Origin of the sequence: Pseudomonas sp. 313 (assembly GCF_000316965.1) — a bacterium.
GTDB classification, from domain to species: domain Bacteria; phylum Pseudomonadota; class Gammaproteobacteria; order Pseudomonadales; family Pseudomonadaceae; genus Chryseomonas; species Chryseomonas benzopyrenica.
The window spans coordinates 115,465-140,424 of the sequence record NZ_ANBZ01000047.1 but is presented as its reverse complement, the minus strand read 5'-3'; the positions used below and the strand labels follow the sequence as shown (position 1 = coordinate 140,424).

Below are 24,960 nucleotides of genomic sequence, written 5' to 3'. Positions count from 1 at the left end.
TCGAATGAAACGCTCGTCACTCGCCGTTGCCCTCGGACTGGCTCTGGCCATGCCGGCCTTTGCCGCCAACTCGCCGCTGGACCTGGTCGGCCCCATCTCCGACTACAAGATCTATGTCACCGACAACCTGGCCAAGCTCACCGAGCAGACCCAGGCCTTTACCGCAGCGGTCAAGCGCGGCGACCTGGCCACCGCGCGCAAGCTCTATGCGCCGACGCGGGTCTCCTACGAGCAGGTCGAGCCCATCGCCGAACTCTTCAGCGACCTGGACGCCGCCATCGATTCCCGTGAAGACGACCATGAACAAGGCGTCAAATCCGAGGACTTCACCGGCTTCCACCGCCTGGAATACGCCCTCTTCGCCCAGAACACCACCGAGGGCCAGGGGCCCCTCGCCGACAAGCTGCTGGAGGACGTCAAGGACCTGCAGAGCCGCGTCGACGGCCTGACCTTCCTGCCGGAAAAGGTGGTCGGCGGCGCTGCGGCGCTGATGGAGGAAGTGGCAGCGACCAAGGTGTCGGGCGAGGAAGAACGCTACAGCCATACCGATCTGTACGATTTCCAGGCCAACGTCGATGGCGCCAAGAAGATCGTCGACCTGTTCCGCCCGCAGATCGAGAAGCAGGACCAGGCTTTCGTCGGCAAGGTCGACAAGAACTTCGCCACGGTCGACAAGATCCTGGCCAAGTACAAGACCAAGGATGGCGGCTTCGAGGCCTACGACAAGGTCAGCGAGCGTGATCGCAAGGCCCTGGTCGGTCCGGTCAACACCCTGGCCGAGGACCTCTCCACCCTGCGCGGCAAGCTGGGCCTGAACTAACCGCGGCTGCTAAAACTACTGCGCGTCCGCCAGACGGGCGCGTGCAGTGCTCGGAATCCTCATGTACCGCTCGTACACTCGTGCGCGAGCCCGGTCCGGTTCCTGCGCGCCGCGCGCACCCGCCTGACAGCCGCTCGCTACGCTTTATCAACCACGGTATTCATAAGTGGTATCCGGCGCCGCCCACCCGCTTTCCGCTTATCGCCGGAATAGATTTATATATAAAGAAACATCGCTTTTAAGCATATAGACCTGCTGCTATCGTGCACGGCCTAGAAAAGTCGCCAGCGCGCCCCTCGGGTGCCCAAGACTTCGATCACGCGCAGCCGTGCGCGCCGCCTGACAGCAGGATGACCATGTACGTTTACGATCAGTACGATCAGCGGATCGTCGAAGAACGTGTCGCCCAGTTTCGCGACCAGACCCGCCGCTTCCTGGCCGGAGAGCTGGGTGGCGAAGAATACCGCCCACTGCGCCTGCAGAACGGTCTCTACATCCAGCGCTATGCGCCCATGCTGCGGGTCGCCGTGCCCTATGGCCTGCTGAATACCAAACAGGTCCGCAAGCTGGCGCAGATCGCCCGTGACTACGACAAGGGCTACGCCCACATCAGTACCCGGCAGAACTTCCAGTTCAACTGGCCGGAGCTGGAAGACGTGCCCGAGATCCTCGCCGAGCTGGCCACCGTGCAGATGCATGCCATCCAGACCAGCGGCAACTGCATCCGCAACACCACCACCGACCAGTTCGCCGGTGTCGCCCATGACGAACTGATCGATCCGCGCCCCTGGTGCGAGATCATCCGCCAGTGGTCGACCTTCCACCCGGAATTCGCCTTCCTGCCGCGCAAGTTCAAGATCGCCGTCAACGGCGCCGCCCTGGATCGCGCCGCCATTGAGGTGCACGACATCGGCCTGGAAGCGGTGCGCAACGAGGCCGGCGAACTGGGCTTCCGCGTGCTGGTCGGCGGTGGTCAGGGCCGTACCCCCCACACCGGTGAATTCATCCGTGAATTCCTGCCCTGGCAGCACCTGCTCAGCTACCTGGAAGCCACCCTGCGGGTCTACAACCGCTACGGTCGCCGCGACAACAAGTTCAAGGCGCGCATCAAGATCCTGGTCAAGGCCCTGGGCGCCGACGCCTTCGCCGAAAAGGTCGAGGCCGAATGGGCCCACCTCAAGGACGGCCCCATCACCCTGACCGACGCCGAGGTCGCGCGGGTCTCCGCCTTCTTCGTCGATCCGGCCTATGCCGAGCTGCAGGACCAGGACGAAGCCCTCGCCCGCCTGGACGCCGAGCAGCCCGGTTTCGCCCGCTGGCGTCAGCGCAACACCTTCCGCCACAAGCGTCCGGGCTATGTCGCCGTGACCCTGTCGCTCAAGCCCACCGGCGTGGCCCCGGGCGACGTCACCGATCGCCAGCTGGACGCCATGGCCGACCTCGCCGATCGCTACAGCTTCGGCGAGCTGCGCACCTCCCACCAGCAGAACGTCATCTTCGCCGACGTCCGCCAGGATCAGTTGCTGGAGCTCTGGCACGAGTTGCGCGAGCACGGCTTCGCCACCCCCAACATCGGCCTGCTGACCGACATCATCTGCTGCCCGGGCGGTGATTTCTGCTCCCTAGCCAACGCCAAGTCGATCCCCATCGCCGAAGCCATCCAGCGCCGTTTCGACGACCTGGACTACCTGTTCGACATCGGCGAGCTGGATCTCAACATCTCCGGCTGCATGAACGCCTGCGGTCACCACCACGTCGGCCACATCGGCATCCTCGGCGTGGACAAGAAGGGCGAGGAGTTCTACCAGGTATCCCTCGGCGGCGACGCCGGTCGTGACGCCACCCTGGCCAAGATCCTCGGCCCCTCCTTCGCCCAGGACCAGATGCCCGAGGTGATCGGCAAGCTGATCAACGTCTACGTCGAGCAACGCACCGAAGACGAGCGCTTCATCGACACCTACCGCCGTATCGGTATCGACCCCTTCAAGGAGCGCGTCTATGCAAAGAATCATTAAGGGCGACCAGCTGGTCACCGACAACTGGCATCTGCTGCCCAAGGACGTCGCCTTCGCAGACGTCCCCAATAGCGACGACGTGATCATTCCGGCTGCGCTGTGGCTGGAACACGGCCATGCCCTTACCTGCCGCGACGGCCGCCTGGGTATCTGGCTGGACAGCGACGAAGAGCCCGAGAGCATCGCCGCCGATCTCGAGCATTTCGCTCTGATCGCCATCAACTTCCCGGCCTTCGTCGACGGGCGCGGCTATTCCTATGCGCGCCTGCTGCGCGAACGCTTCGGCTGGACCGGCGAGCTGCGCGCCATCGGCGACGTCCTGCAGGACCAGCTGTTCTTTCTCAAGCGCTGTGGCTTCGACGCCTACGTGGTCCGTGCCGACCGCGATCCGGAAGCGGCCCTGGCCGGTCTGCGCGACTTCAGCGTGACCTACCAGAGCGCGGTGGATCAACCGCAGCCGCTGTTCCGTCGTCGCCAGGCCTGACCGCCCTGGAGGCAAAAAGAAACCCGCCGCGGCGGGTTTCTTTTTGCCTGGCCTTCGCTCAACCGAGATCGACGACCACGCGACCCACCATCTTGCCAGCAAGAATCTGGCTGATGGTATCGGGCAACTCTTCGAGGCCGACCTCGCGGGTCAGGCTGTCCAGGTCATCCAGCTTCCACTGCACCGAGAGCTTGTCCCACAGCGCGGCCTTGGCCATCAGCGGCAACTCGACGGAGTCCACACCCAGCAGATTCACCCCGCGCAGGATGAAGGGAAAGACCCCGGCCTCGAAGGTGGTGCCGGCGGTCATACCGCAGCAGGCCACGCTGCCGCCGTACTCCAATGACTTGATGACATTGAAGAGGATGTCGCCGCCGACGGTATCCACTGCGCCGGACCACTGCTGGTCCAGCAGCGGCTTGCCGACGCCATCGGCCAGGGTCGCACGGTCGAGGATCTGCCGAGCGCCCAAACGATGCAGCCACTCCGCTCGCTCCAGCTTGGCGGTAGAGGCCGCCACGTGATAGCCGAGCCGCGCCAAGAGCTTCACCGCCAGGCTGCCGACGCCACCGCTGGCACCCGTCACCAGCACAGTGCCGGCCTCCGGGGTCAGGCCCATCTGTTCCAGCTTCTCGACGCACAGCGCCGCGGTGAGACCCGCGGTGCCCAGCACCATGGCCTCGCGCAGGCCGAGGTTGTCCGGACGGCGGATCACCCAGGCGGCCGGTACCCGGATGTACTGACCGAAGCCGCCGGGGGTGCTCATGCCCAGGTCATAGCCGGTGACCAGGACCTCATCGCCCACGGCGAATTCGCCGGCGCTGGATTGCTCCACCACGCCCGCCGCGTCGATGCCCGGGGTATGGGGATAGCGTCGGGTCACGCCGCGGTTGCCGATGGCCGACAGGGCGTCCTTGTAGTTGAGCGAGGAATAGCGCACCCGGATCAGCACCTCGCCCGCGGGCAGGTCGTCCAGGCTGCGCGTCACCACCTCTTGCCGGAAAGCACCATGGGCCCCTTCGGTCACCCAGAGCGCCTGAAAATTGCTCATCGCAGAACCTCCGTTGGAGTCTTGTTGTGGGGCCGCCAGTCCTATGGACCTCAGCGCCAGCGGGTCGACTCGCCCAGGCGTTCCCACCAGGTGGTCACCAGGCGATCGACACCGAGGCTGGCCGCCATGCCCAGACGTTCGGGCAACGACTTCTTCTCGACGAAGCGCAGCGAGAAGACCTCGACCACCTGGGCCCGTTCGGCCAGGTATTCGTCGCTGGTGCGCAGCTCGTCCACCAGCTGCTTGCCCAGGGCGGCCTGGCCCAGCCAGACCTCACCGGTGGCGACCTCGTCGATGTTGAGTTGCGGGCGGTAGTGGGCGACGAAGTTCTTGAACAGGACGTGGGTGGTGTCCAGGTCGTGCTGGAATTTCTCCCTGCCCTTCTCGTCGTTCTCGCCGAACACGGTGACGGTACGCTTGTACTCACCCGCGGTGAAGACCTCGAAATCCACGTCATGCTTCTTCAGCAGGCGATGGACATTGGGCAGCTGGGCGACCACGCCGATGGAACCGAGGATGGCGAAGGGTGCGCAGAGAATGCGGTCGCCGATGCAGGCCATCATGTAGCCGCCGCTGGCCGCCACCTTGTCGACGCAAATGGTCAGGGGAATTCCCGCCTGGCGGATGCGCGCCAGTTGCGAGGCGGCCAGGCCATAGCTATGCACCAGGCCACCACCGCTTTCCAGCCGCACCACTACCTCGTCCTTGGGCGTCGCCAGGGTCAGGACGGCGGTGATCTCGTTGCGCAGGTGTTCGTTGGCCGTGGCCTTGATGTCGCCATGGAAATCGAGCACATAGACCCGCGACTTGCCGGTCTCGCTCTTGCGCTTGGTCTTCTCGGCCTTGGTCTCGCGCTTGCGCAGGGCCTTGAAGGCCTCCTTGCCCAGCACGCTCTGCTGTAACCTCAGCCGCAGATCGCGATAGAAGTCATTGAGCTTCTGCACCTGCAACTGGCCAGCGGAGCTGCGCCGGTTGCGGCCGCGGACGGCGACGGTGAACAGCAGCACGGCGATGATGGCGACCACCACGGTGACGGTCTTGGCCAGGAAACTGGCATAGTCGGCAAGAAACTCCACGGACTCTCCTAGGATGGCGGCAGCAGTGCCCTGCCCAGCATACCGAGTCGCCCGACCGATAGAAACTCGGCGATTCCCGGCGGTCTTCCGGCACCGGCTAGCCATTGGCAGCGATCAATCCGTGCACGCGCACCAGCCTTTCAAACAAGCGTATGAATATCCGTTGACAGGCCTCCTGCCGCCCCCTACCCTCGGTCGAGTGCCCTGCCCCTCCCGCCGGAGTGGGCCTCATCGAAAAAGACCACAAGGACCCTCGCCATGAGCGCAGCCGAAGCCATCGCCACCCTGAAGAGCAAGTTCGACCCCTCCGCCGCGGCCGGCCTGGATCTCACCTATCAATTCGACGTCGAGGGCGGTGACAACTACTACGTGGTCGTCAAGGACGGCACCTGCGACGTCCAGCAAGGCGACGCCGCCGACCCGGATTGCACCCTGATCATGGACCAGGACACCCTGGCTGGCATCGTCAGCGGCGAAACCGACGGCATGCAGGCCTTCATGTCCGGCAAACTGCGCGTCGAAGGCAACATGATGCTGAGCATGAAGCTGGGCGAACTCTTCCCCAACTAAGCGCCAGTCATGAAAAAGCCGGGCAATCGCCCGGCTTTTTTGTGCTCTTTTTAAGACCCTGAATCAAGTGTAAAGCGAATAAATTGAACCCGCTATTGCCACCCCAAGAGGGTGGCTTGAGTTATAACTGACCCATTGAAGCAGTTCGCGCTGCCAACACCCTCCCGCCAACTCAGCCCCTAAAAACTATTGCGTCATTTAGGGCAGACTCGACCGCACGAATGTCTGACTCTTCATTACTGCTAAGAGCGGTAGTTTCTCCAGATGAAGTAGTTAGGATTAGCTTGTACTCGTATACTGGCTTGATAGCGCGATACATTTTAATACCGAGAACAAGCAAGCCCACACCTATCGTAGCCATAAGCCAATGAGACTTTAGATTGCCAATCCCAATAAAGAAGAGCGCAAGACCAACGAAAAACACAATCACAGCGTTGGATTTTGATGGAGTTTTATCGGCTGATCCAACCTTGACGGAGCTGACCGAGGCCATTGCATAGGTTTTCTGATTCACAATGAATCGCGTATTCGTAACCTTGATACTGCTTGACGTATAAAATGTTTTTTCCAAACTGACTTCGCTTTCCATGCTGTCCTTACCTGATAGCAAAGGACCAAAACTATCATCTACACCACGCGATTCAAAACCCAACAAAGGGGCTGAGCCTGACGAAAGGGCATAACGGCAGGCTGAGCGCGTTTCGTTGCAGCTGTACCCAGGACTAGAAATGCAGTCAGGGCCGCCGGGGCGGTACGGGCGGAGTGAGATTGCCATCCCAGCCACCGCCGAGCGCGGCGATCAGCTGGACGCTGGTGCTGAGGCGACTGCCCAGCAGGGTCAGGTTGGTGCGTTCGTTGCTCAGGGCGGTGGTCTGCAGGGTGACGACGTCGAGATAGCCGATCAACCCGGCCTGGTACTGATTCTCTGCCAGTTGCAGGGCGCGGCGCGCAGCGTCCAGGGCCTCCTGGCGTACGCCGGCTTCGTCATCGTAGGTGCGCAACTGCACCAGGTAGTCTTCCACCTCGCGGAAGCCATCGAGCACGGTCTGGCGATAGCCGGCGACGCTGGCGTCGTAGCTGGCTTCGGCCGACTCCACCTGGGCCCGGCGCAGGCCACCATCGAACAGCGACAGGGCGAAGGATGGCCCGATCGACCAGAAGCGATTCGGGGTGCTGACCAGGCTGCCCCATTGGCTAGCGCTGTAGCCACCGCTGGCGCTCAGGGTCAGGTCGGGATAGTAGGCGGCTTCGGCGACGCCGATGGCGGCATTGGCGGCCATGACCTGGCGCTCGGCCTGGGCGATGTCCGGACGCCGCTCCAACAGCGTCGAGGGCACGGCGCTCGGCAGCGGCGGCAACTCGGGAATCGTCTTGACCGCAGCCAGCTGGAAATTGGCCGGGACTTCGCCGACCAGCACCGCGATGGCGTTTTCCAGCTGGGCGCGTTGATACCTGAGATCGATGGCGTCGGCCTGGGTGCTCTTCAGCTGGGTGGTGGCCTGAGCGACATCGGCCGGAGTGACGATACCGGCGCGATACTGGTTCTGGGTCAGCCGCAGGGAGCGCTCGTAGGCGGCCACGGTGGCGTCGAGCAGCCGCTGCTGGGCATCCAGCACCCGCAGCTGCAGGTAGTTGGTCGCCAGTTGCGTCTGCAGACTAAGGCGGGTGGCGGCCAGCTCGGCGGCGCTGGCCTGGGCGGTGGCCCGATCCGACTCCACCTGGCGGCGGACGCGGCCCCAGAGATCCAGCTCCCAGCTCACCCCCAGACTGGCGTCATAGGCGTTGCTGATGGTACTGGTGCCGCTGCTGCTGAAGGTGCTGCTGGTGCCACTGGAGTTGCGGATGACGGTGTTGCTGCCCGAACCGCCGCCGCGTCCGGAACGGGTGGCGCCCAGGCTGCTGGACAGGGTCGGGAACAACGCGGCCCGCGCCTGACTGACCAGGGCCAGGGATTGCCGATAGGTCGCCTCGGCCTGGGCCAGGCTCTGGTTGCGCTGGTTCAGCTGGACCATCAGGCGATCCAGGGTCGGATCATCGTAGCGGCGCCACCAGTCGCCACGGACCTCCAGATCCTTGGGCGCGGCGGCCTGCCAGCCCTCGGCATGACGGTAGGCGACCGGCACCGCAGTGGTCGGCCGCTGGTAATCCGGGCCCAGGGTACAGCCGGCCAGTAGCAGAGCCAGGGTCAGCGTCGGCAGGCGCAGGGTTGGAGTCATAGCGGCGTATCCAGGGCAGCGTCGGTACGGATGCCGCGCCAGCGATTGACGCGGCGGCGCAGGCGTTCGAAATAGAGATAGACCACCGGGGTGGTGTAGAGGGTGAGGATCTGGCTCAAGACCAGGCCACCGACGATCACCAGGCCCAGTGGCTGGCGCATCTCGGCGCCTTCGGTATTGCCGATCAATAGCGGTACGGCACCGAGGATGGCGGCCATGGTGGTCATCAGGATGGGCCTCAGGCGCAACAGACAGGCCTGGCGAATGCCCTCCTCGGGCGTCAGTCCCTGCTGGCGCTCCAGCTGCAGGGCCAGATCCACCATCATGATGGCATTCTTCTTCACCACCCCGATCAGCAGGAACAGGCCGAGCATGGAAATCAGGCTGAACTGGCCACCGGTGAGCTGGATGGCGAGCAAAGCCCCTACCCCGGCCGACGGTAGCGTCGAGAGGATGGTCAGGGGATGCACGTAGCTCTCGTAGAGCACGCCTAGGACGATATAGACCAGCACCAGGGCGCCGAGAATCATCAGCGGTTGCCCCGACACCGTGCTGGCGAAGATGTTGGCGGATCCGCCCAGGCGACCCTGGACATCGGTCGGCAAGCCGATGGCCGCCACCGCGCGCTGTACCGCCCGGGTCGCCTGTTCCAGGCTGACGTCCGGCGCCAGGTCGAAGTTGATGCTCTCCGAGGCGAACTGGCCATCGTGGGTAACCCGGTCCTCGGCGAGGCTGTTGGTGTAGTAGGCGAAGGCCGACAGCGGGACCTGGGCGCCGCTGCTGGTGATGACCCGCACCTGCTCGAGGACGGTCGGATCCTGGGCATAGCGCGGATTGATCTCCATCACCACCTTGTACTGGTTGAGCGGCTCGTAGATGGTCGAGATCTGCCGCTGGGCGAAGGAGTTGTTGAGCACCGCAGCGACGGTCTCCATGTCCACGCCGAGGCGCTTGGCCTTCTCGCGGTCGATCTGCAGGGTGATCTGCTGGGTGCTGCCTTCGCGGCCGTCCACCGCGGTCAGCTCCGGCAGCGCCTTGAGTGCGGCCAATACCTTGGGCTGCCAGGTTTCCAGCAGCCCGACGTCGCCCGAGAGCAGGTTGTACTCATAGGACGAGGTGCTCTGCTGACGACCGCCGAATCTCAGGTCCTGGTCGGCCATGAGGAACAGCTGGGCGCCCGGCACCTTGGGCGCGTTGGCGCGGATGCGCTCGATGACCTTTTGCGCATCCAGCTGGCGCTCGGCGATGGGCTTGAGGCGAATCAGCATCACCGCGTTGTTCACCCCACTGCCGGAGCCGGAACTGCCGACGAAGCCGGAGGCGCTGGCCACCGCCGGATCGGCCAGCAGCGACTTGCGCAGGATCTCGATCTTCGGCTGCATGACCTGGAACGACAGCGCATTGTCGCCGCGGATGAAACCGATCAGCTGGCCGGTGTCCTGCTGCGGCATGAAGGTCTTGGGCACCACCACATAGAGCAGCACGTTGAGCGCTATGGTCGCGATCAGACTCAGCAGGGTCAGCCGCCGATGACGCAGGGCCCAGCCGAGGCTGCGGTTGTAGCCGGCCACCAGCCGGCGATGGGCCCGCTCGCTGAAACGCTGCAGGCGGCTTTCGGTGGCGGGATCGTGGGGCCTGAGCCAGCGCGCGCAGAGCATGGGCGTAAGCGTGAGAGACACCACCAGCGACACCAGGATGGCGGCGGCCAGGGTCAGGGAGAATTCGCGGAACAGCTTTTCGACGATACCGCCGATGAAGAGGATGGCGACGAAGACGGCCACCAGGGAAACGTTCATCGACAACAGGGTGAAGCCCACCTCGCGGGTGCCCTGATAGGCGGCTTTGAGCGGCGCCATGCCGTTGTCGATGTGGCGGGCGATGTTCTCCAGCACCACGATGGCATCGTCCACCACCAGGCCCGCCGCGAGGATCAAGGCCATCAGCGACAGGGTATTGAGCGAAAAGCCGAGCAGGTACATGACGGCGAAGGTGCCCACCAGGGAAATGGGTACCGCCAGGGCCGGAATCACCGCGCTGCGCAGTCGGCCAAGGAACAGCCAGACCACGCCGATCACCAGGAAGACGGCAATGATCAGGGTCAGCTCGGCCTCGTGCAGGGTGGCCTTGATCACGCCTGAGCGGTCCATGGCCACTTCCAGGCGGGCGCTGGCCGGCACGATGGCTTCCAGCGCTGGCAGGCGCGCCTTGAGCGCGGCGATGGTCTCGATGATGTTGGCGTTGGCCTGGCGATTGACCACCAGCAACACTGCGCTCTGGTCGTTGTAGAAGCCGGCGTTGTAACGGTCTTCCACCGCGTCGCTGACCTTGGCGACATCGCGCAGGCGCAGTGCCGCGCCATCCTGGTAGCGGATGATCAGGGGCGCATAGTCGGCGGCCTTGAACAGCTGGTCGTTGGCCTGGATCTGCCAGTTGTGCTGGTCATTGGCCACCGCGCCCTTGGGCCGACGCTGGTTGGCGCTGTTGATGGCGGTGCGGACATCGTCCAGCGCCAGGCCATAGTGCTCCAGCTGCCGCGGCTCCAGCTCGACGCGTACCGCCGGCAGGGAGCTGCCGCCGATCTGCACCTCGCCCACGCCGTTGACCTGGGACAGGCTCTGGGCCAGCACCGTCGACGCCAGGTCGTACAGTTCGCCCTTGCTCAGGGTCTTGGAGGTCAGGGAGAACACCATGATGGGTGCCTGGGACGGATTGACCTTGCGATAGCGCGGCATCTGGCGCATGCCGCTGGGCAGCAGGTTGCGCGAGGCGTTGATGGCCGCCTGCACCTCGCGGGCGGCGGTATTGACGTCCTTGTCCAGGTCGAACTGGATGATGATCTGGGTCGAGCCCTGGCTGCTGCGGCTGGTCATGGAACTGATGCCGGCGATGCTGCCCAGGGAGCGCTCCAGGGGGGTGGCCACGCTGGAGGCCATCACCTGGGGACTGGCGCCGGACAGGGTCGCCGAGACGGTGATGGTCGGGAAATCCATCTGCGGCAGTGGCGCCACCGGCAACAGCCTAAAGGCGATGGCGCCGAGCAGCAGCAAGGCCAGGCTCAGCAGCAGGGTCGCCACCGGCCGGGCGATGAAGGGCGCCGAGAGATTCACCTCAGGCCGTCCTGCGCCGACCCAGGCGCTCGCCCAGGCGGTCGAAGGCCAGGTAGATCACCGGGGTGGTGAACAGCGTCAGCACCTGGCTCACCAGCAGGCCGCCCACCATCACCAGGCCGAGCGGCTGGCGCAACTCTGCGCCGGCGCCGGTGGCCAGCATCAGCGGCACCGCGCCGAACAGCGCGGCCAGGGTGGTCATGAGGATCGGCCGGAATCTCAGCAGCGCCGCCTGGTAGATGGCCTCCTCCGGCGTGAGCCCCTGGTGGCGTTCGGCGTCGAGGGCGAAGTCGATCATCATGATGGCGTTCTTCTTGACGATGCCGATCAGCAGGATGATGCCGATCACCGCGATCAGCCCGAGGTCGTTGCCGGTGAGCAGGAGCGCCAGCAAGGCGCCGATGGCCGCCGAGGGCAGCGTCGAGAGGATGGTCAACGGATGGATGAAGCTCTCGTAGAGCACTCCCAGCACGATGTACATCACCACCACCGCCGCCAGGATCAGCAACAGGGTGCTGGACAGCGAGGCCTGGAAGGCCGCCGCCGCGCCCTGGTAGTGGGTATTGATGCCCACCGGCAGGCCGATCTCCTGCTTGGCCGCGTCGATGGCGGCCACGGCGGCACCGAGGGAAACGCCGTTCGCCAGGTTGAAGGACAGGGTCACCGCCGGGAACTGGCTGAGGTGGTTGATGACCAGACGGGTCGGCCGCTGCTCCATCTTCACCAGGCTGGACAGCCGCACCGGGACGCGACTGGTGTCCGTGGTGGTTTCGGTCGTGCTGGCCGTACCGGTGCCACTGCTGCCGCTGGAGGAGGTACCACTGCCCGCCTTTACCCAGACCTGGCTGAGGGCATCCGGCCCCAGGCTGTCGGCAGCGGCGCTGGCCAGCACCACCCGGTACTGGTTGGCCTGGGTGTAGATGGTCGAGATCTGCCGCTGACCGAGGGCGTCGTAGAGGGCGTCGGTGATGGCCGAGACCTGCACCCCCAGGCGCGCCGCCGCGTCGCGGTCGATGGTCAGGTACAGCTGCAGCCCCTTGTTCTGCAGGTCGCTGGTGACATCGGTGAGCTCGGGCCGCTGGTGCAGCGCCTCGGTCAGCCGCGGCACCCAGGTGTCGAGCAGAGTGGCGTCGGGTGAATCCAGGGTGAGCTGATACTGGGTGCGGCTGACCCGGTCTTCCACGCTGAGGTCCTGCACCGGCTGCATGTAGAGGGTGATGCCCACCACCTTGGCGACCGCGGGCCGCAGCCGGTCGATCACCTCCTGGGCCGTGACGTCGCGCTCGCTCTGCGGCTTGAGGTTGATCTGCATGCGACCGCTGTTGAGGGTGACGTTATCGCCATCGACGCCGATATAGGACGACAGGCTCGCCACCGCCGGGTCTTGCAGCACCACCGCGGCCAGGGCCTGTTGGCGCTCGCTCATGCCACGGAAGGAAATCGACTGGGGCGCCTCGGTGATGCCCTGGATGGAGCCGGTGTCCTGGGCTGGGAAGAAGCCCTTGGGCACCAGCAGGTAGAGCACCGCGGTAAGCACGAAGGTCGCCAGCGCCAGCAGCAGCATCAGCGCCCGATTGGCCAGCGACCAGCGCAGCGCCCGGCCGTAGCCGGCGATCAGCCGCTCCAGCCAGACCAGCTGGTGCTCGGCGGCTTCCTCGCGCTTGAGCAGCCGGGCGCACATCATCGGCGTGAGGGTAAGGGAGATCACCAGGGAGATAAGAATGGCCACCGCTAGGGTGATGGCGAATTCGCGGAACAGCCGGCCGACCACGTCCTGCATGAACAGCAGCGGGATAAGAACGGCGATCAGCGAAACGGTCAGGGACACCAGGGTGAAACCGATCTGACGGGCGCCCTTGAGCGCCGCCTCCATGGGTGTGGCGCCCTCTTCCAGATGTCGGGAGATGTTTTCCAGCATGACGATGGCGTCGTCGACGACGAAGCCGGTGGCGATGGTCAGGGCCATCAGCGACAGGTTGTTCAGCGAGAAGCCGGCCAGGTACATGGCGCCAAAGGTGCCGATCAGCGACAGCGGCACCGTGACCGAGGGAATCAGGGTGGCGCTGAAGCGGCGCAGGAAGACGAAGGTGACCATCACCACCAGCCCCACCGCCAGCAGCATCTCGTGCTGGACGTCGGTAACTGCGGCGCGGATGGTCTCGGTGCGGTCGCTGAGCACGGCGATGTCGAGACCGGCCGGCAGGCTTTCCTTGAGGCTGGGCAAGAGCGCCTGGATGCGGTCGACGGTCTGGATGACGTTGGCGCCGGGCTGGCGCTGGACATTGACCAGGATGGCGCCGCTGCGATTGGCCCAGGCGGCCAGGCGGTCGTTTTCCGCGCCCTGGGCGATGGTGGCGACATCACCCAGGCGCAGGGCGCCGTTGTCGGCATAGTTGAGGATCAGGTCGCCGTAGGCCTTGGGATCGCGCAACTGGTCGTTGGCATCCAGGGTGGCGACCCGGGTGGGGCCGTCGAAGCTGCCCTTGGGCTGGTTGGTGTTCTCGCTGGTGACCAGGCTGCGCACGTCGGCCAGGGTCAGGTTGTGGGCGGCGAGCTTGTCGGGATCGACCTGGATGCGCACCGCCGGGCGCTGGCCGCCGGCCAGGCTGACCATCCCTACCCCGCTGACCTGGGCCAGCTTCTGCGCCATGCGGGTGTCGACCAGGTCGTAGAGCGTGGGCAGCGGCAGCGTCCTGGAGCTGATCGCCAGGGTGACGATGGGCGTATCGGCCGGATTGACCTTGTTGTACACCGGGGGCGCCGGCAGATCGTTGGGCAGCAGGTTGTTGGCCGCATTGATCGCGGCCTGGACTTCCTGTTCGGCGACCGACAGGTCCAGTTCCAAGTTGAATCTGAGGGTGATGACCGAGGCACCACCAGAGCTGGTGGAGGCCATCTGCGACAGGCCCGGCATCTGGCCGAACTGACGCTCCAGCGGCGCGGTGACAGCGCTGGTCATGACATCGGGGCTGGCACCGGGATAGAGGGTGAGCACGCGGATGGTGGGATAGTCCACCTGCGGCAAGGCCGCCACCGGCAGCAACCGATAGGCCAGCAGACCGGCGATGAGCAGCGCCACCATCAACAGGGTGGTGGCGACCGGGCGCAGGATGAAGGGGCGCGAGATATCCATCGCGGCCGGTCAGCCCTGGGTCTTGCCGGGCTTGCGTACCGCCGGCTTGGCCGGTTCGCTGGGCGCCGCCGAGGCACCGGTGACCACCTCCACCTCGTTGCCCTCGCGCAGGCGATCGGTACCCTCGGTCACCACTCGGTCACCGGCGGCCAGGCCTTCGGTGACCACGGTCAGACTGCCGTCATCCGGCCCTAGCTTGAGGCTGCGGACCTGGATCTTGTTGTCGGGCCCCACCACATAGGCGAAGGTGCCATTGGAGCCGAACTGGATAGCCGCGGAAGGCACCACCAGGGCCTGATCCAGCACCTGTTCGCGCACCCGCACGGTGACGAACTGATTGGGGAACAGCGCCTCGTCGCCATTGGCGAAGCGCGCGCGAAACTTGAGGGTGCCAGTGGCCGTATCGATCTGGTTGTCGAAGCTCTGCAGGGTACCGTCGGCGACCTTGCGCGAACCGCCGCGATCCCAGGCTTCGACCGGCAGGGTCTGGCCGGCGCGGGCGCGCTTGAGCAACTCGCCGAGCTGGCTTTCCGGCAGGGTGAAGACCACCGAAATCGGCTGGGTCTGGGTGATGACGGCGACCACGGTGCTGTCGTTAGCGGACAGCAGGTTGCCCCCATCCAGCTGACGCAGGCCGACACGGCCGGCGATGGGCGCCTTGATCTGGGTGAAGGCCAGATTCAGCTTGGCATCGGCCACCGCCGCCTGGCTGTTCTTGAGGGTACCGCGGTACTGGTTGACCAGGGCCTCCTGGGTATCCAGCGTCTGCCTGGCGATGCTGTCCTCGCGGAACAGCCCCTGGTAGCGCTTGAGGTCCAGCTCGGCGTTGCGCAGCTGCGCCTGATTCTGCTGCAAGGTGCCCTCGGCCTGCTGCAGCGCCACCTCATAGGGGCGTGGGTCTATGGTGGCCAGCAGCTCGCCGGCCTTGACCTTCTGGCCTTCGTCGAAGGCGACGCGGACCAGTTCGCCGGCGACCCGGGTGCGCACGTTCACGGTATTGAGCGCGGTCACCGTACCGATGGACCGGCGCACGATGGGAAAGCTGCGCTGTTCGACCGCCACCACCCGCACCGGGGTCGGGCCGGTCATGCCGAAGGGCGAACGAGCCCCCTTGCCGGCCGCGGCCTCGCTCTTCTGGCCATTCTGGTGATACCAATACCAGCCACCCGCGGCCACCAGCACCACGAGGACGAGCAGCCAGACCAGTCGGCGACGGGAGGAAGAGCTAGGCGAAGAGTCGGACATTGGAGAATACGTACACGCTGGGGAAGGCGGAAGATAAGCAGTAGCGAGACGGCTAACCAGCCCCTTTACTGCGATTTTACCTAAAGCAAAACGGGCAGACACAAAAGGCGCCTGCCCGTTTCGAAGCGCCCACCGCGTGGCGCGGTGGGTTGCCGGCGATCAGCGGAGGACGGCGAGCGCAGCCGCGTAGTCCGGCTCCTGACCGATCTCGGGCACCAGTTCGCTGTGCAGCACCCTGTCCTGTTCGTCCAGTACCACCACGGCACGAGCGGCCAGGCCTTGCAGCGGACCGCTGGCCAGGGCGACGCCATAAGCCTGCAGGAATTCGGTACCGCGCAGGGTGGAGAGGTTCATGACCTTTTCCAGGCCTTCGGCGCCACAGAAGCGCTTCTGGGCGAACGGCAGGTCGGCGGAGATGCACAGCACCAGGGTGTTATCCAGCTTGTCGACTTCGCTGTTGAACTTGCGCACCGAGGTGGCGCAGGTCGGGGTGTCGACGCTGGGGAAGATGTTGAGCACCTTGCGCTTGCCGGCGAGGCTGGCCAGGGTGATGTCCTGCAGATCGCCATTGACCAGGCTGAAGGCCGGGGCCTGTTGGCCAGGCTGCGGCAGGTTGCCCTGCACCTCGACCGGGTTGCCACGCAGATTGACGGTTGCCATGAACAGCTCCTTTCTCATGAGACGGGACAGGGAGTAAACACGTTTTCCGCACCCGATCAAAGCGTTACGCGCCCCTGCTTCAAAAATCGCGGCGATAGAAGAAATCCAGGGAATTGGCCAGACCGCTGGCGATCTCGAGATAGAGCCGGCGGGTGAGCTGGTAGCGCAGGGCGACGGTATTGGCCGAATCGAACACCCCTACCCCATAGCGCACCGACAAGCGATCGGTGAGATCTCCCGAGGCCACCACGCTGGTCTTGTCCCCCGATCCAGCGGTATCCAGCTGGAAGTTCTGGATGCCCAAGCGCTGCGCCAGGGCACCGGCGGTGCCGGAACTGCCGGCCAGGCCCAATGCCAGCGCCGCCTGGCCGAGCACGTTGTTGTCGCCTTCGCTGCCGCTGGACAGCGGCCGCCCCAGCACCAGGTAGGCCAGCGCCTGCTCCTGGCTCATGCTCGGCTCGGAGAACACTTCGATACGCGGCTGCTGGGCGAAGCCCGAGAGCCGCAATCCCGCGGTGACATTCTGCTCCTGCACCACCCGTACGGCTTCCACATCGATATAGGGCTGGGCGATAGGCCCCTGGAAGAACAACCGAGCGCGCCTCATGGTCAGGCGCTGACCATAGGCGTTGTAGCGGCCGTTGCGCAGGTTCAGCTCGCCGCGGGTGTCGAGGTTGTCGCCGATGTGGACCCTGCCGACGATTTCCGCGGACAGGCCAAAGGCGTCGAAGGTGAGCTTGTCGGAGCCGACCAGCACATCGACGTCCATGGCGATCTGCATGGCCTGCTGCCTGGCCGGCGCCTCCTGGCCGACGATGACGGCATCGTCCGACACCTTGACCGTGGACGGCGGCAGCTGCTGCACCTGGATGCGCCCACGCGGCACCCGGACCTCGCCCGCCAGGGCCAGGCGGCCGTTCTGCATCAGGATCTTGAGATTGGGCGCCACTTCCAGCTGCGCATAGGGCTCGACGTTGACCGGCAGCTTGTCGCCGGTGACCGCTACGTCGACGTCCAGGCCATTGGCCCAGCCGACGCTGCCCCGGATCTGGCCGCGCCCCTGAGTGCCGCTGCGCCAGCCGCCGTCGAGCAAGGCGGTGTCGCCCTGGATACGGGCGGTCAGGCCGAGGTCCTGCAGGCGCGTCGGCACGCTGCCGCCGCCGATGTCGCCGCCGCTGAGCTGGATCTGGCCGTTGACCCGCGGTTGCAGCAGGGTTCCGCCCAGCTCGCCCGCGCCGTTGATCTTGCCTTCCAGATGCTCGATGCCTTCGACGAAGGCCTTGCCGAGAGCCAGATTCAGGCCCTGCAACTGGAAGCGACCGGCCAGCGCCTGGTTCGGATCGCGGGGATCCAGCCGCGCCTGCACATCGAGCCGGCCGAGGTCAGCACTGGTCAGGCGCACCTGGGTGTCCACCTGCTGCGGTTTTAAGGCGCTGGTGACGTCCAGGCTGTCGTAGCTGAAGGTCTGCCACTGGCCCGCGGCGTCGCGCAGCCTGAGGCTCCCACGGCCGGCCTGGAGACGGATCTCGCCATCGGGTCCGGCCTTGGGCAGGCGTAGGTCGACGTCGCCATCGAGGCTGCCCTGCCAGGCCAGTTCCGGCGGCAGCAAAGGTTGCAGACTGGCCAGCGGGAAGGCGCGCAGGTGCCAGGCGAGACGGGTGTCGGGCAGTAGCTGCTGATCGTCGCCGCAAAGGCTGGCCGCGCCGGACCGCCAGCAATGCCGGCCCAGTTCCAGGCGCCCGTTGGCCAGGCGTTCGATGCGCGCGGGGTTTTGCAGGGTCCAGTTCTGGCCGCTGGTGGCAACCGAGCCGCGGGCCAGCTGGCCCTTCCAGTCGCCGTTGTCGGCCAGGGTACCGCCGGCCGCGAGCGCCAGGTTGAGCTGGGGCCCCTTGAGCGACAGCTCGGCCTGCTGTTGGCGGCGATCGCCCTGCCCCTGCAGGCGCAAGACGCCAAAATCGCGCCCGGCCGCCTGCAGGCCCTGGGCGGTCAGCTCCAGCTTGCCGCGCTGGCGATCGTCCAGAGTGGCCGCCAGCCCCAGGCTGCTCATGCGGTTGTCGGCATAGGCGAGCTGGCGCCCATCGAGCTGCAGCTTGCCCGCCGGTGCCTTCAAGGTGCCCGCCAGATCCAGGCGACCCTGGGCGCTGCCCGAGAGATCGGGCCAGAGCTGGGCCAGTCGGCGCAGATCCAGTTGTAGTTGGCCCTGCAGCCGCTGGTCGAGGGCGCCCTGCCCCTGGATGCGGTTGTCGCCCAGGCGAACATCCAGCTGGGAGACCTGCCACTGCTCACCGGCGCCCTGGGCCTTGGCCGCCAGGACCGCCGGTTGGTTGCGCAGTCGGCCCTTGAGGTCCAGATCGGCATCCAGCTGCAGGCGGCCATCCTTGAAGGCACCGGAACTGCGCAGCGGACCGGCCAGGCTGCCGGGCAGCTGGGCGACCCAGAAGGCCGGATCCAGGCGACTCAGATCGAGAGCCACCTGCCAGCTCACGCCGTCGGCGAAGCCCAGGTTGACCTTGCCCTGCGCCCGCCCCTGGCCGGCCTGGAGATCCAGCGAGGGCAGATTGAGCTGGGTGGTATCGCCGGTGAAGGGGGTGGCCAGGGTGAAGGCACCGGCCGGACCGGTGGCCGCGGCCTTGAGATTGCCCAGGTAGGCACCGTCCCGGTAGGCCACCTCGCCCTGCAGGCGCTGCAGGCTCACCGGCGGCTCCGCCATGGGATACAGCCGCCGCCAGGGGAAATCGCGCCAATCCAGGGTGGCATCGGCCGCCAGCCCTTCCTGCCAGTCGAGCTGGCCGGCCAGCGCCACGCGCTGCTCGGGCGCGGCCTGCAGGCGCAGGGCGGCGATCCGCGCGCCCTTGGCATCGACGCGACCGTCCAGATTCAAGTCAACCGGGCCGCCCTCGCCCGGCAATTTCGCTTGACCGACCAGCGTGTAGCCGGCGGCCAGATCGCCCCGCGCCGTCAGCTTGAGATCATTCAGCCGCAGGGTCTCGGGCAGGCTGGCGGCCGCCTTGAAGCCATCGGCCACCAATTGCAGATCGGCCGGGACGTTGTCCACCAGCGGCTGCACCGTGCCGGTCAGGCGGCCGGGCAGATAGCCGCTGCTGTCGGCCTCCAGGCGCAGGGTCTGCTGCAGCTCGCCCTCCAGCTTGAGCACCAGCGACCAGGGCGCGGCCTCCGGCGCCGGCAGGCCGAGGGTGCCCTGCAACTGCAGCGGCCAGGCACCGCTGGGCTGCAACCGGCCATGGGTATCCAGGCTGATGCCATGGGCCATGCCGGCCAGGCGCTCGATGGTTATCCCATCAGCCTGCCAGTGGGCCTGGAGTTCCAGGTCGCGGGCCTGCTCGGCGCCGTTGTAAAGAACTTCACCGATCCGTACCTCACCCAGCTGCACCCCCAACGGCAAGCCGAGGCTGGGTAACTGGATGGGTCCGCTCTTTTCCGGCACCGGCTCCGGACTGGGCGCCTGCTCGATGGCGATGCGCGAGGCGACCAGGGTATCGATGCACAGCTGCAGCCTGAGCAGGCAGCCGGGTCGCCAGGCGAATTCGGGGGCCTCGACCGTTACCCGGGTGGCGCCCCCCTCCCAGACCAGCTGCCGAGCCTGCCAATGGCCACCCAGGCGCCCCTGAAACTCGGTCAGGGTCAGACCCGGCACCCGCTCCAGCACCAGGCGGCCGATGCCGGCGTTGCCCAGGACCAGGGCCAGCAACAGGATCAACCCACCGAGCAGGGTCGCCAGCACGCCAAGGATGACACCGCCTACCGACTTCACAGCTCAGGTCCTATGGAAAAGTGCAGGCGGATACCGCCGGGTTCGTCGAGGCCGTGCGCCAGGTCGACGCGGATCGGCCCGACTGGCGAGACCCAGCGCACGCCCACGCCGACGCTGGTCTTGAGCTCGTAGTTGTTGAGGTCGTTGAAGGCGCTGCCCTGGTCGATGAAGGTCGCCAGCCGCCACTTGTCGCGCAGGGGATATTGGTATTCGACGCCTCCAGTGACCAGGTAGCGACCGCCCACGTAGTCACCTTCGTCGTTTTCCGGTGACAGGGTCTGGTAGTCGTAGCCGCGAACGCTCTGATCGCCACCGGCGAAGAAGCGCAGCGACGGCGGGATCTTGTTGTAGCCATTGGTGAGGTTGCCGCCCAACTGCAGGCGTCCGAGGAAGCGATGGCCGTCGCCCACGGTGATCAACCCGCGGGCCAGCGCCGTGGCGTGAATCATGTTGGCGTCGGAGAGTAGTCCTTCCTTCGCCGCCGAGACGCCGAATTGCAGGCGGTAGCCGCGATTGGGGTCGATGCGGTTGTCACTGCGCAACAGTGAGAAATCGACCCCCGGCATCACCAGGTTGGAGGTGCCTTCGTCATTGCCCAGGCGATAACTTTCGTTGCGCCACTTGAGCGAGAGCACCCGCTCCCAGCCATTGGGAAACTTGCGATGCCACTCGGGACCCACGGTCAGCAACTGGCTGAGGGAATCGTCGTCGGCGATCTGCTCGTACTGGTAGCCGCCGGCGAAGCGGAACTTGTCATTGATCGGGTCCTGCCCGGGAATGTCGTACCAGGTGGCAATGCTCTGGCGTGGCGCCGACAGCTCCGCCTCCGCACCCAGGCTGTGGCCCTGGGGATTGAGCCAGTGGTTCTCCCAGGTGAATCTCAGCCGCGGGCCGACATCTGTCGAATAGCCGGGACCAAAGCCGAAGGTACGCGGCTTGCGGGTCCGCAGGGTGACCGTCACCGGCACCTCGGCGGCACCTTCCTGCTTGGGATAGGTGTCGAGCCGCGCGCCATCGAAGAAGCCGCTGGCCAGCAGGTTGCTCTGGAAATCGGCGATCAGCTCGGAATCGTAGGGCGTGCCCTGGGCGAAGGGCACCATACGCTGCAGCAGATCGGGATCGAAAGGGGCATCCCCTGCGAAGGCCACCTTGCCAAGGACGAAGCGCGGCCCGCTGTCGAACACCAAGGCGATGTCGGCGAAGCCAGTGGCGGGATCGATCCGCAGCTGGTGCTGGGTAAAGGTGCCGCGAAAGAAGCCATACCGCTGCGCCTGATTCTGGATCAGGCTCTTGGCATCTTCATAGAGTCCCTGGTTCAGCGGCTGGCCTGGCTTCAAGCCGGCCGGAATCGGCCGCTGAAAGGCCCGCAATCGCCGCGCTGGCCCCTCGATGCGAATATCCACGTTACGCAGCTTGATCGGCTCACCGGGTCGCACCTCGACGACCAGCCGCGGTGTCTCGCCACTCTCTACCCGAGTCTCGATCTGCGCGTGGTAGTAGCCGAGCGCCTGAGCCGCCTGCTCGGCCTGCCGTTCCGTCGCCGGACGCAGGCGCTGCAGCCCGGCGACATCGCGCCCTTCCACCGAGCCGATATAGGCCTGGATGTTGTCTCGCAGGGGGTTGTTGGCCGGTTGGACGCGAACGCTGACCTCGGCCGGTGCCGCCCAGGCCATGCCGTGCAGACAACAAACTCCAATCAGGGCGCGGCGTAGAGCGTTCTTATTCATACGGGGATGCTAACGGGCGTTGCGCTGTGAGACAAACAGGAGTGGCCAGGGTTCGCCAGGTCGCCGCTGCGACAGGAGGCTTTCTGCTAGGCTAGGGCCATCCATTTTCCAGGACAGCTTCATGAAGATAGTCTGCTTCAATATCAACGGCTTACGCGCAAGACCTCATCAACTTTCCGCCATCATCGAACGCTATGATCCGGATGTGATCGGCCTGCAGGAAACCAAGGTCTCGGACGATCAGTTCCCGCGCGAGGAAGTCGAGGCCCTGGGTTACCACGTGCACTATCACGGCCAGAAGGGCCACTACGGAGTGGCCCTGCTGTCGCGCCTGGCGCCGCTGGAATTGCACAGGGGTTTTCCCGGCGATGGTGAAGAGTCGCAAAAGAGATTCATCTATGGCGTCTTCGCCGACCGAAAGGGTCAGCCACTGGTGGTCATGAACGGCTATTTTCCCCAAGGGGAGAATATCGCTCACCCAACAAAATTCCCTGGCAAGAGGAAGTTCTACGCGGATCTTCAGAATCTACTTGAAGAGCGTTTCACGCCGGACACGCCCTTGCTGCTCATGGGGGATTTCAATATCTCCGCCCAGGACCACGACATCGGCATAGGTGCGGTCAACGCCAAGCGCTGGCTGCGCACGGGCGCCTGCAGTTTCCAGCCGGAAGAACGCGAATGGATGCAGCGACTGCTGGACTGGGGCCTGATCGACAGCTATCGCCAGCTGCATCCGGACGTCGACGACAGGTTCAGCTGGTTCCCCTATCGCAGCCGCGGCTTCGAGGACGAACCCAAGCGCGGCCTGCGCATCGATACCATCCTCGCGTCTCGGGTGCTGCGCGAACGGATCGTCTCGGCAGGCATTGACTATGAGATCCGTGGCATGGAGAAGCCCTCCGACCACGCGCCGATCTGGCTAGAATTGACCTGAGGTCCTGTCACATCGGTGTCATGTGGCCTGCCTAAGGTGGCGGCCTTGTCTCAGGCTCGAGGCCTATTCCATGAACGGCTCTGCCCCGGTATTCCGCCGCGCCTTCCTGCGGCGAGCGGTGCTCGCGACCTTGCTGCCCCTGCTGCCTTCGCCCCTTCTGGCCGGCGAACCCACCACTGTCATTCTGCGCCTGCAAGGCTCCAACACGATCAACGCGAACCTGGGCCCGCGCCTGGTCGCGGCCCTGCTCGCCGAGCGCGGCTATCGGGATCCACAGGTGATACCTGCCACCGTGATGGACGAATGGCAGCTGGTGGCCCGGGCGCCGAATGGCAGTGCCGTGGCCATACAGATCGCCGCCCATGGCTCCAGCACCGGCTTCACCGCCCTGGCCGCGGGCACCACGGATCTCGCCGCGGCCTCCCGGCCCATCAAGGACAATGAAGTCAGCGCCCTGGCCAATCTGGGTGACATGGGCAGCAAGGACGCGGAGTACGTGATCGGGCTGGATGGCCTGGCGATCATCGTGCATCCCGGCAATCCCCTGCGAGAGCTCGATCTCCAGCAGTTGGCGCAGGTCTTCGCCGGCGATATCACCGATTGGCAGCAACTGGGCGGCCCGTCCGGGCCGATCCGGATCTATGCGCGGGATGATCGATCGGGCACCTACGACACCTTTCGCGAACTGGTGCTGAATCCTGCCGGCAAACGCCTGAGTGCGGCTGCCAAGCGCTTCGAGTCCAATGAAGAATTGGCGCAGCAGGTGGCCGCCGATCCTGGGGGCATCGGCTTCACCAGCCTGGCGGCTGCCGCCAAGGCGCCAAAGCTCGCCCTGCGCGACGGTGAAGGCCGCGCCATAGCCCCCAGCGAAGCCAGCATCGCCACCGAGGACTATCCACTCGCCCGGCGACTCTTCTTCTATGGCTCGCCCGCCCAGCGCTCGGACTGGGCGCGCAGTCTGCTGGAGTTCAGCCAGACCCCTGCCGGCCAGGCGGTGGTGCAACAAAGCGGCTTCGTCGCCCAGCGCATCGAACCCCTGACCATCAGCGATACCCGTGGCATGCCACCCGCCTATCTGGAGCTGGCTCGCCGCGCCCAGCGCCTTACGGTGAATTTCCGCTTCACCGCCGGCAGCGCGCGCCTGGATAACAAGGCACTGCGCGATGTCGAGCGCCTGGCCGCCTTCATGCGCCGGCCTGAAAACGCCCATCGGCAGCTGATCCTGGTGGGCTTCAACGACGCCACCGAGGATCCGGCACGGGCAGCGCTGCTGGCCCGTCTGCGCGCCACCGCGGTCGCCACGGCGCTGCGCCACCAGCAAGCCTTCGCTGGTGAGCTGCTCTCCCTTGGCGACCAACTGCCTGTCGCAGGGCTGTCAGCCAACGGCCGGGTAAAGAATCGGCGGGTCGAGGCCTGGATTCAATAGGGACCGGTCGGGCCTTTCCAGGAAGCGACCTGGGGCAACACGGGGACGTATCCCTCCCTGTTGCCCAGGTTCGTGCCAGGCACCCCAGGAGCCACTATCGATAGCGACAGGCATCCCAATCAAGACTTAAAGTACTTTCTCAACATACCTCTATAATCACAATCAAAAATCATATTCAAGTTCTTGATTTTAAAAGTATTTATCTATCGACTTTCTGCTATTTCAGGTGTGAGGAAAAGCGGGACTATCGGGAGGCAGGTGCCACCTTCTCCAACCCTTGCAGACGCTCGCCCGCGCGAATCCCCCGCGTCGAAAACCAGCCAGCCCGGGTTTCCAAGGCATAGCGCGCCGGGGCCCGGGAGCAGTGGCGGGTATCGGTCAGCGGCTGCATTTCGACGGTATTGAGGACTTTGCCGCCGGCATCGATGAAGGCGGCGGCTAGCGCGCTGGGGGTATCGCGCATCCAAAGGCAGCGTTCGTCATCCCCGGCAAAGACGAACAGCATGCCTTCGTGGGCTGCCAATGGCGGTCGCCCCATGAGTCCCTGGGCCCGTTGGGCTGGAGTCGTTGCCACTTCTACAGCGAGGCGCTGGTCGCCGATCCGCAGCTCGATGCGCTCTGCCGCCCAGATGGGCATAGCCGCCAGTGCGGCCAGCAGCAGGCCGCTCCGACCAGGGCCCAGCGCCCGTTTCGCTCCGTCTCGACCCTGGATAAAAAATGTCAT

17 protein-coding genes and 1 other RNA gene are annotated in these 24,960 nt (G+C 65.4%); 7 read left to right on the top strand and 11 right to left on the bottom strand.

Features of this window, described 5'->3' with window-relative positions; genetic code table 11:
• Window positions 1-4: 4 nt before the first annotated feature.
• The 4 genes from efeO to C722_RS0111105 all read left to right on the top strand — a co-directional run bounded on the left by efeO (window position 5) and on the right by C722_RS0111105 (window position 3,319).
• The gene (efeO, locus tag C722_RS0111115; RefSeq protein ID WP_017640566.1) at window positions 5-820 is read left to right on the top strand and encodes an iron uptake system protein EfeO; all 816 of its coding nucleotides are present in this window, start codon (window positions 5-7) and stop codon (window positions 818-820) included.
• Window positions 821-898: 78 nt separating this feature from the next.
• Window positions 899-973, top strand: a non-coding RNA gene (locus C722_RS25740) — sX9 sRNA.
• A 203-nt stretch (window positions 974-1,176) separates the two neighbouring features.
• A complete protein-coding gene (locus tag C722_RS0111110; RefSeq protein ID WP_017640565.1) occupies window positions 1,177-2,835 on the top strand; it encodes a nitrite/sulfite reductase in 1,659 nt (552 codons plus the stop codon).
• Window positions 2,819-3,319, top strand: a complete 501-nt coding sequence (locus tag C722_RS0111105; protein ID WP_017640564.1) for a DUF934 domain-containing protein — start codon at window positions 2,819-2,821, stop codon at window positions 3,317-3,319. The genes C722_RS0111110 and C722_RS0111105 overlap by 17 nt, the downstream gene beginning before the upstream one ends.
• Before the next feature lie 58 nt (window positions 3,320-3,377).
• Here C722_RS0111105 and C722_RS0111100 read toward each other — a convergent pair whose 3' ends face one another.
• Together C722_RS0111100 and sohB are read right to left on the bottom strand one after the other, a co-directional pair.
• A complete protein-coding gene (locus tag C722_RS0111100) occupies window positions 3,378-4,370 on the bottom strand; it encodes a YhdH/YhfP family quinone oxidoreductase (RefSeq protein ID WP_017640563.1) in 993 nt (330 codons plus the stop codon).
• A 50-nt stretch (window positions 4,371-4,420) separates the two neighbouring features.
• On the bottom strand, window positions 4,421-5,446 hold the full coding sequence (gene sohB / locus C722_RS0111095) for a protease SohB (RefSeq protein WP_017640562.1): 1,026 nt from the start codon (window positions 5,444-5,446) through the stop codon (window positions 4,421-4,423).
• A gap of 258 nt (window positions 5,447-5,704) precedes the next feature.
• Here sohB and C722_RS0111090 point away from each other — a divergent pair, with 258 nt between their 5' ends.
• Complete coding sequence (locus C722_RS0111090; protein ID WP_017640561.1) at window positions 5,705-6,016, top strand: SCP2 sterol-binding domain-containing protein; 312 nt, start codon at window positions 5,705-5,707, stop codon at window positions 6,014-6,016.
• Between the two features lie 172 nt (window positions 6,017-6,188).
• Here the strand turns inward: C722_RS0111090 and C722_RS26200 are convergent, their stop codons facing one another.
• From C722_RS26200 to C722_RS0111055, 8 genes are all read right to left on the bottom strand, one after another.
• The gene (locus C722_RS26200) at window positions 6,189-6,605 is read right to left on the bottom strand and encodes a DUF6232 family protein (protein WP_156522345.1); all 417 of its coding nucleotides are present in this window, start codon (window positions 6,603-6,605) and stop codon (window positions 6,189-6,191) included.
• A gap of 145 nt (window positions 6,606-6,750) precedes the next feature.
• The gene (locus C722_RS0111085; protein ID WP_017640560.1) at window positions 6,751-8,232 is read right to left on the bottom strand and encodes an efflux transporter outer membrane subunit; all 1,482 of its coding nucleotides are present in this window, start codon (window positions 8,230-8,232) and stop codon (window positions 6,751-6,753) included.
• A complete protein-coding gene (locus C722_RS0111080) occupies window positions 8,229-11,339 on the bottom strand; it encodes an efflux RND transporter permease subunit (RefSeq protein ID WP_017640559.1) in 3,111 nt (1,036 codons plus the stop codon). Before C722_RS0111080 ends, C722_RS0111085 begins: the two co-directional genes overlap by 4 nt.
• A gap of 1 nt (window position 11,340) precedes the next feature.
• Entirely contained in the window at window positions 11,341-14,472 is a 3,132-nt protein-coding gene (locus C722_RS0111075) for a multidrug efflux RND transporter permease subunit (RefSeq protein ID WP_017640558.1), read from the bottom strand.
• A 9-nt stretch (window positions 14,473-14,481) separates the two neighbouring features.
• The gene (locus C722_RS24845) at window positions 14,482-15,717 is read right to left on the bottom strand and encodes an MdtA/MuxA family multidrug efflux RND transporter periplasmic adaptor subunit (RefSeq protein WP_037063670.1); all 1,236 of its coding nucleotides are present in this window, start codon (window positions 15,715-15,717) and stop codon (window positions 14,482-14,484) included.
• Between the two features lie 159 nt (window positions 15,718-15,876).
• The gene (gene tpx, locus C722_RS0111065) at window positions 15,877-16,377 is read right to left on the bottom strand and encodes a thiol peroxidase (RefSeq protein ID WP_017640556.1); all 501 of its coding nucleotides are present in this window, start codon (window positions 16,375-16,377) and stop codon (window positions 15,877-15,879) included.
• 79 nt (window positions 16,378-16,456) lie between these two features.
• Complete coding sequence (locus C722_RS0111060; protein ID WP_017640555.1) at window positions 16,457-20,149, bottom strand: translocation/assembly module TamB domain-containing protein; 3,693 nt, start codon at window positions 20,147-20,149, stop codon at window positions 16,457-16,459.
• A complete protein-coding gene (locus tag C722_RS0111055; RefSeq protein ID WP_017640554.1) occupies window positions 20,146-21,822 on the bottom strand; it encodes an autotransporter assembly complex family protein in 1,677 nt (558 codons plus the stop codon). The genes C722_RS0111060 and C722_RS0111055 overlap by 4 nt, the downstream gene beginning before the upstream one ends.
• Before the next feature lie 175 nt (window positions 21,823-21,997).
• On the opposite strand from C722_RS0111055, the gene xthA reads away from it, so the two are divergent.
• Together xthA and C722_RS0111045 are read left to right on the top strand one after the other, a co-directional pair.
• Entirely contained in the window at window positions 21,998-22,810 is an 813-nt protein-coding gene (gene xthA, locus C722_RS0111050; protein WP_017640553.1) for an exodeoxyribonuclease III, read from the top strand.
• Between the two features lie 70 nt (window positions 22,811-22,880).
• Complete coding sequence (locus tag C722_RS0111045; protein ID WP_017640552.1) at window positions 22,881-24,236, top strand: substrate-binding domain-containing protein; 1,356 nt, start codon at window positions 22,881-22,883, stop codon at window positions 24,234-24,236.
• Window positions 24,237-24,480: 244 nt separating this feature from the next.
• On the opposite strand, the gene C722_RS0111040 is transcribed toward C722_RS0111045, so the two are convergent.
• The gene (locus C722_RS0111040; RefSeq protein ID WP_017640551.1) at window positions 24,481-24,960 is read right to left on the bottom strand and encodes a DUF192 domain-containing protein; all 480 of its coding nucleotides are present in this window, start codon (window positions 24,958-24,960) and stop codon (window positions 24,481-24,483) included.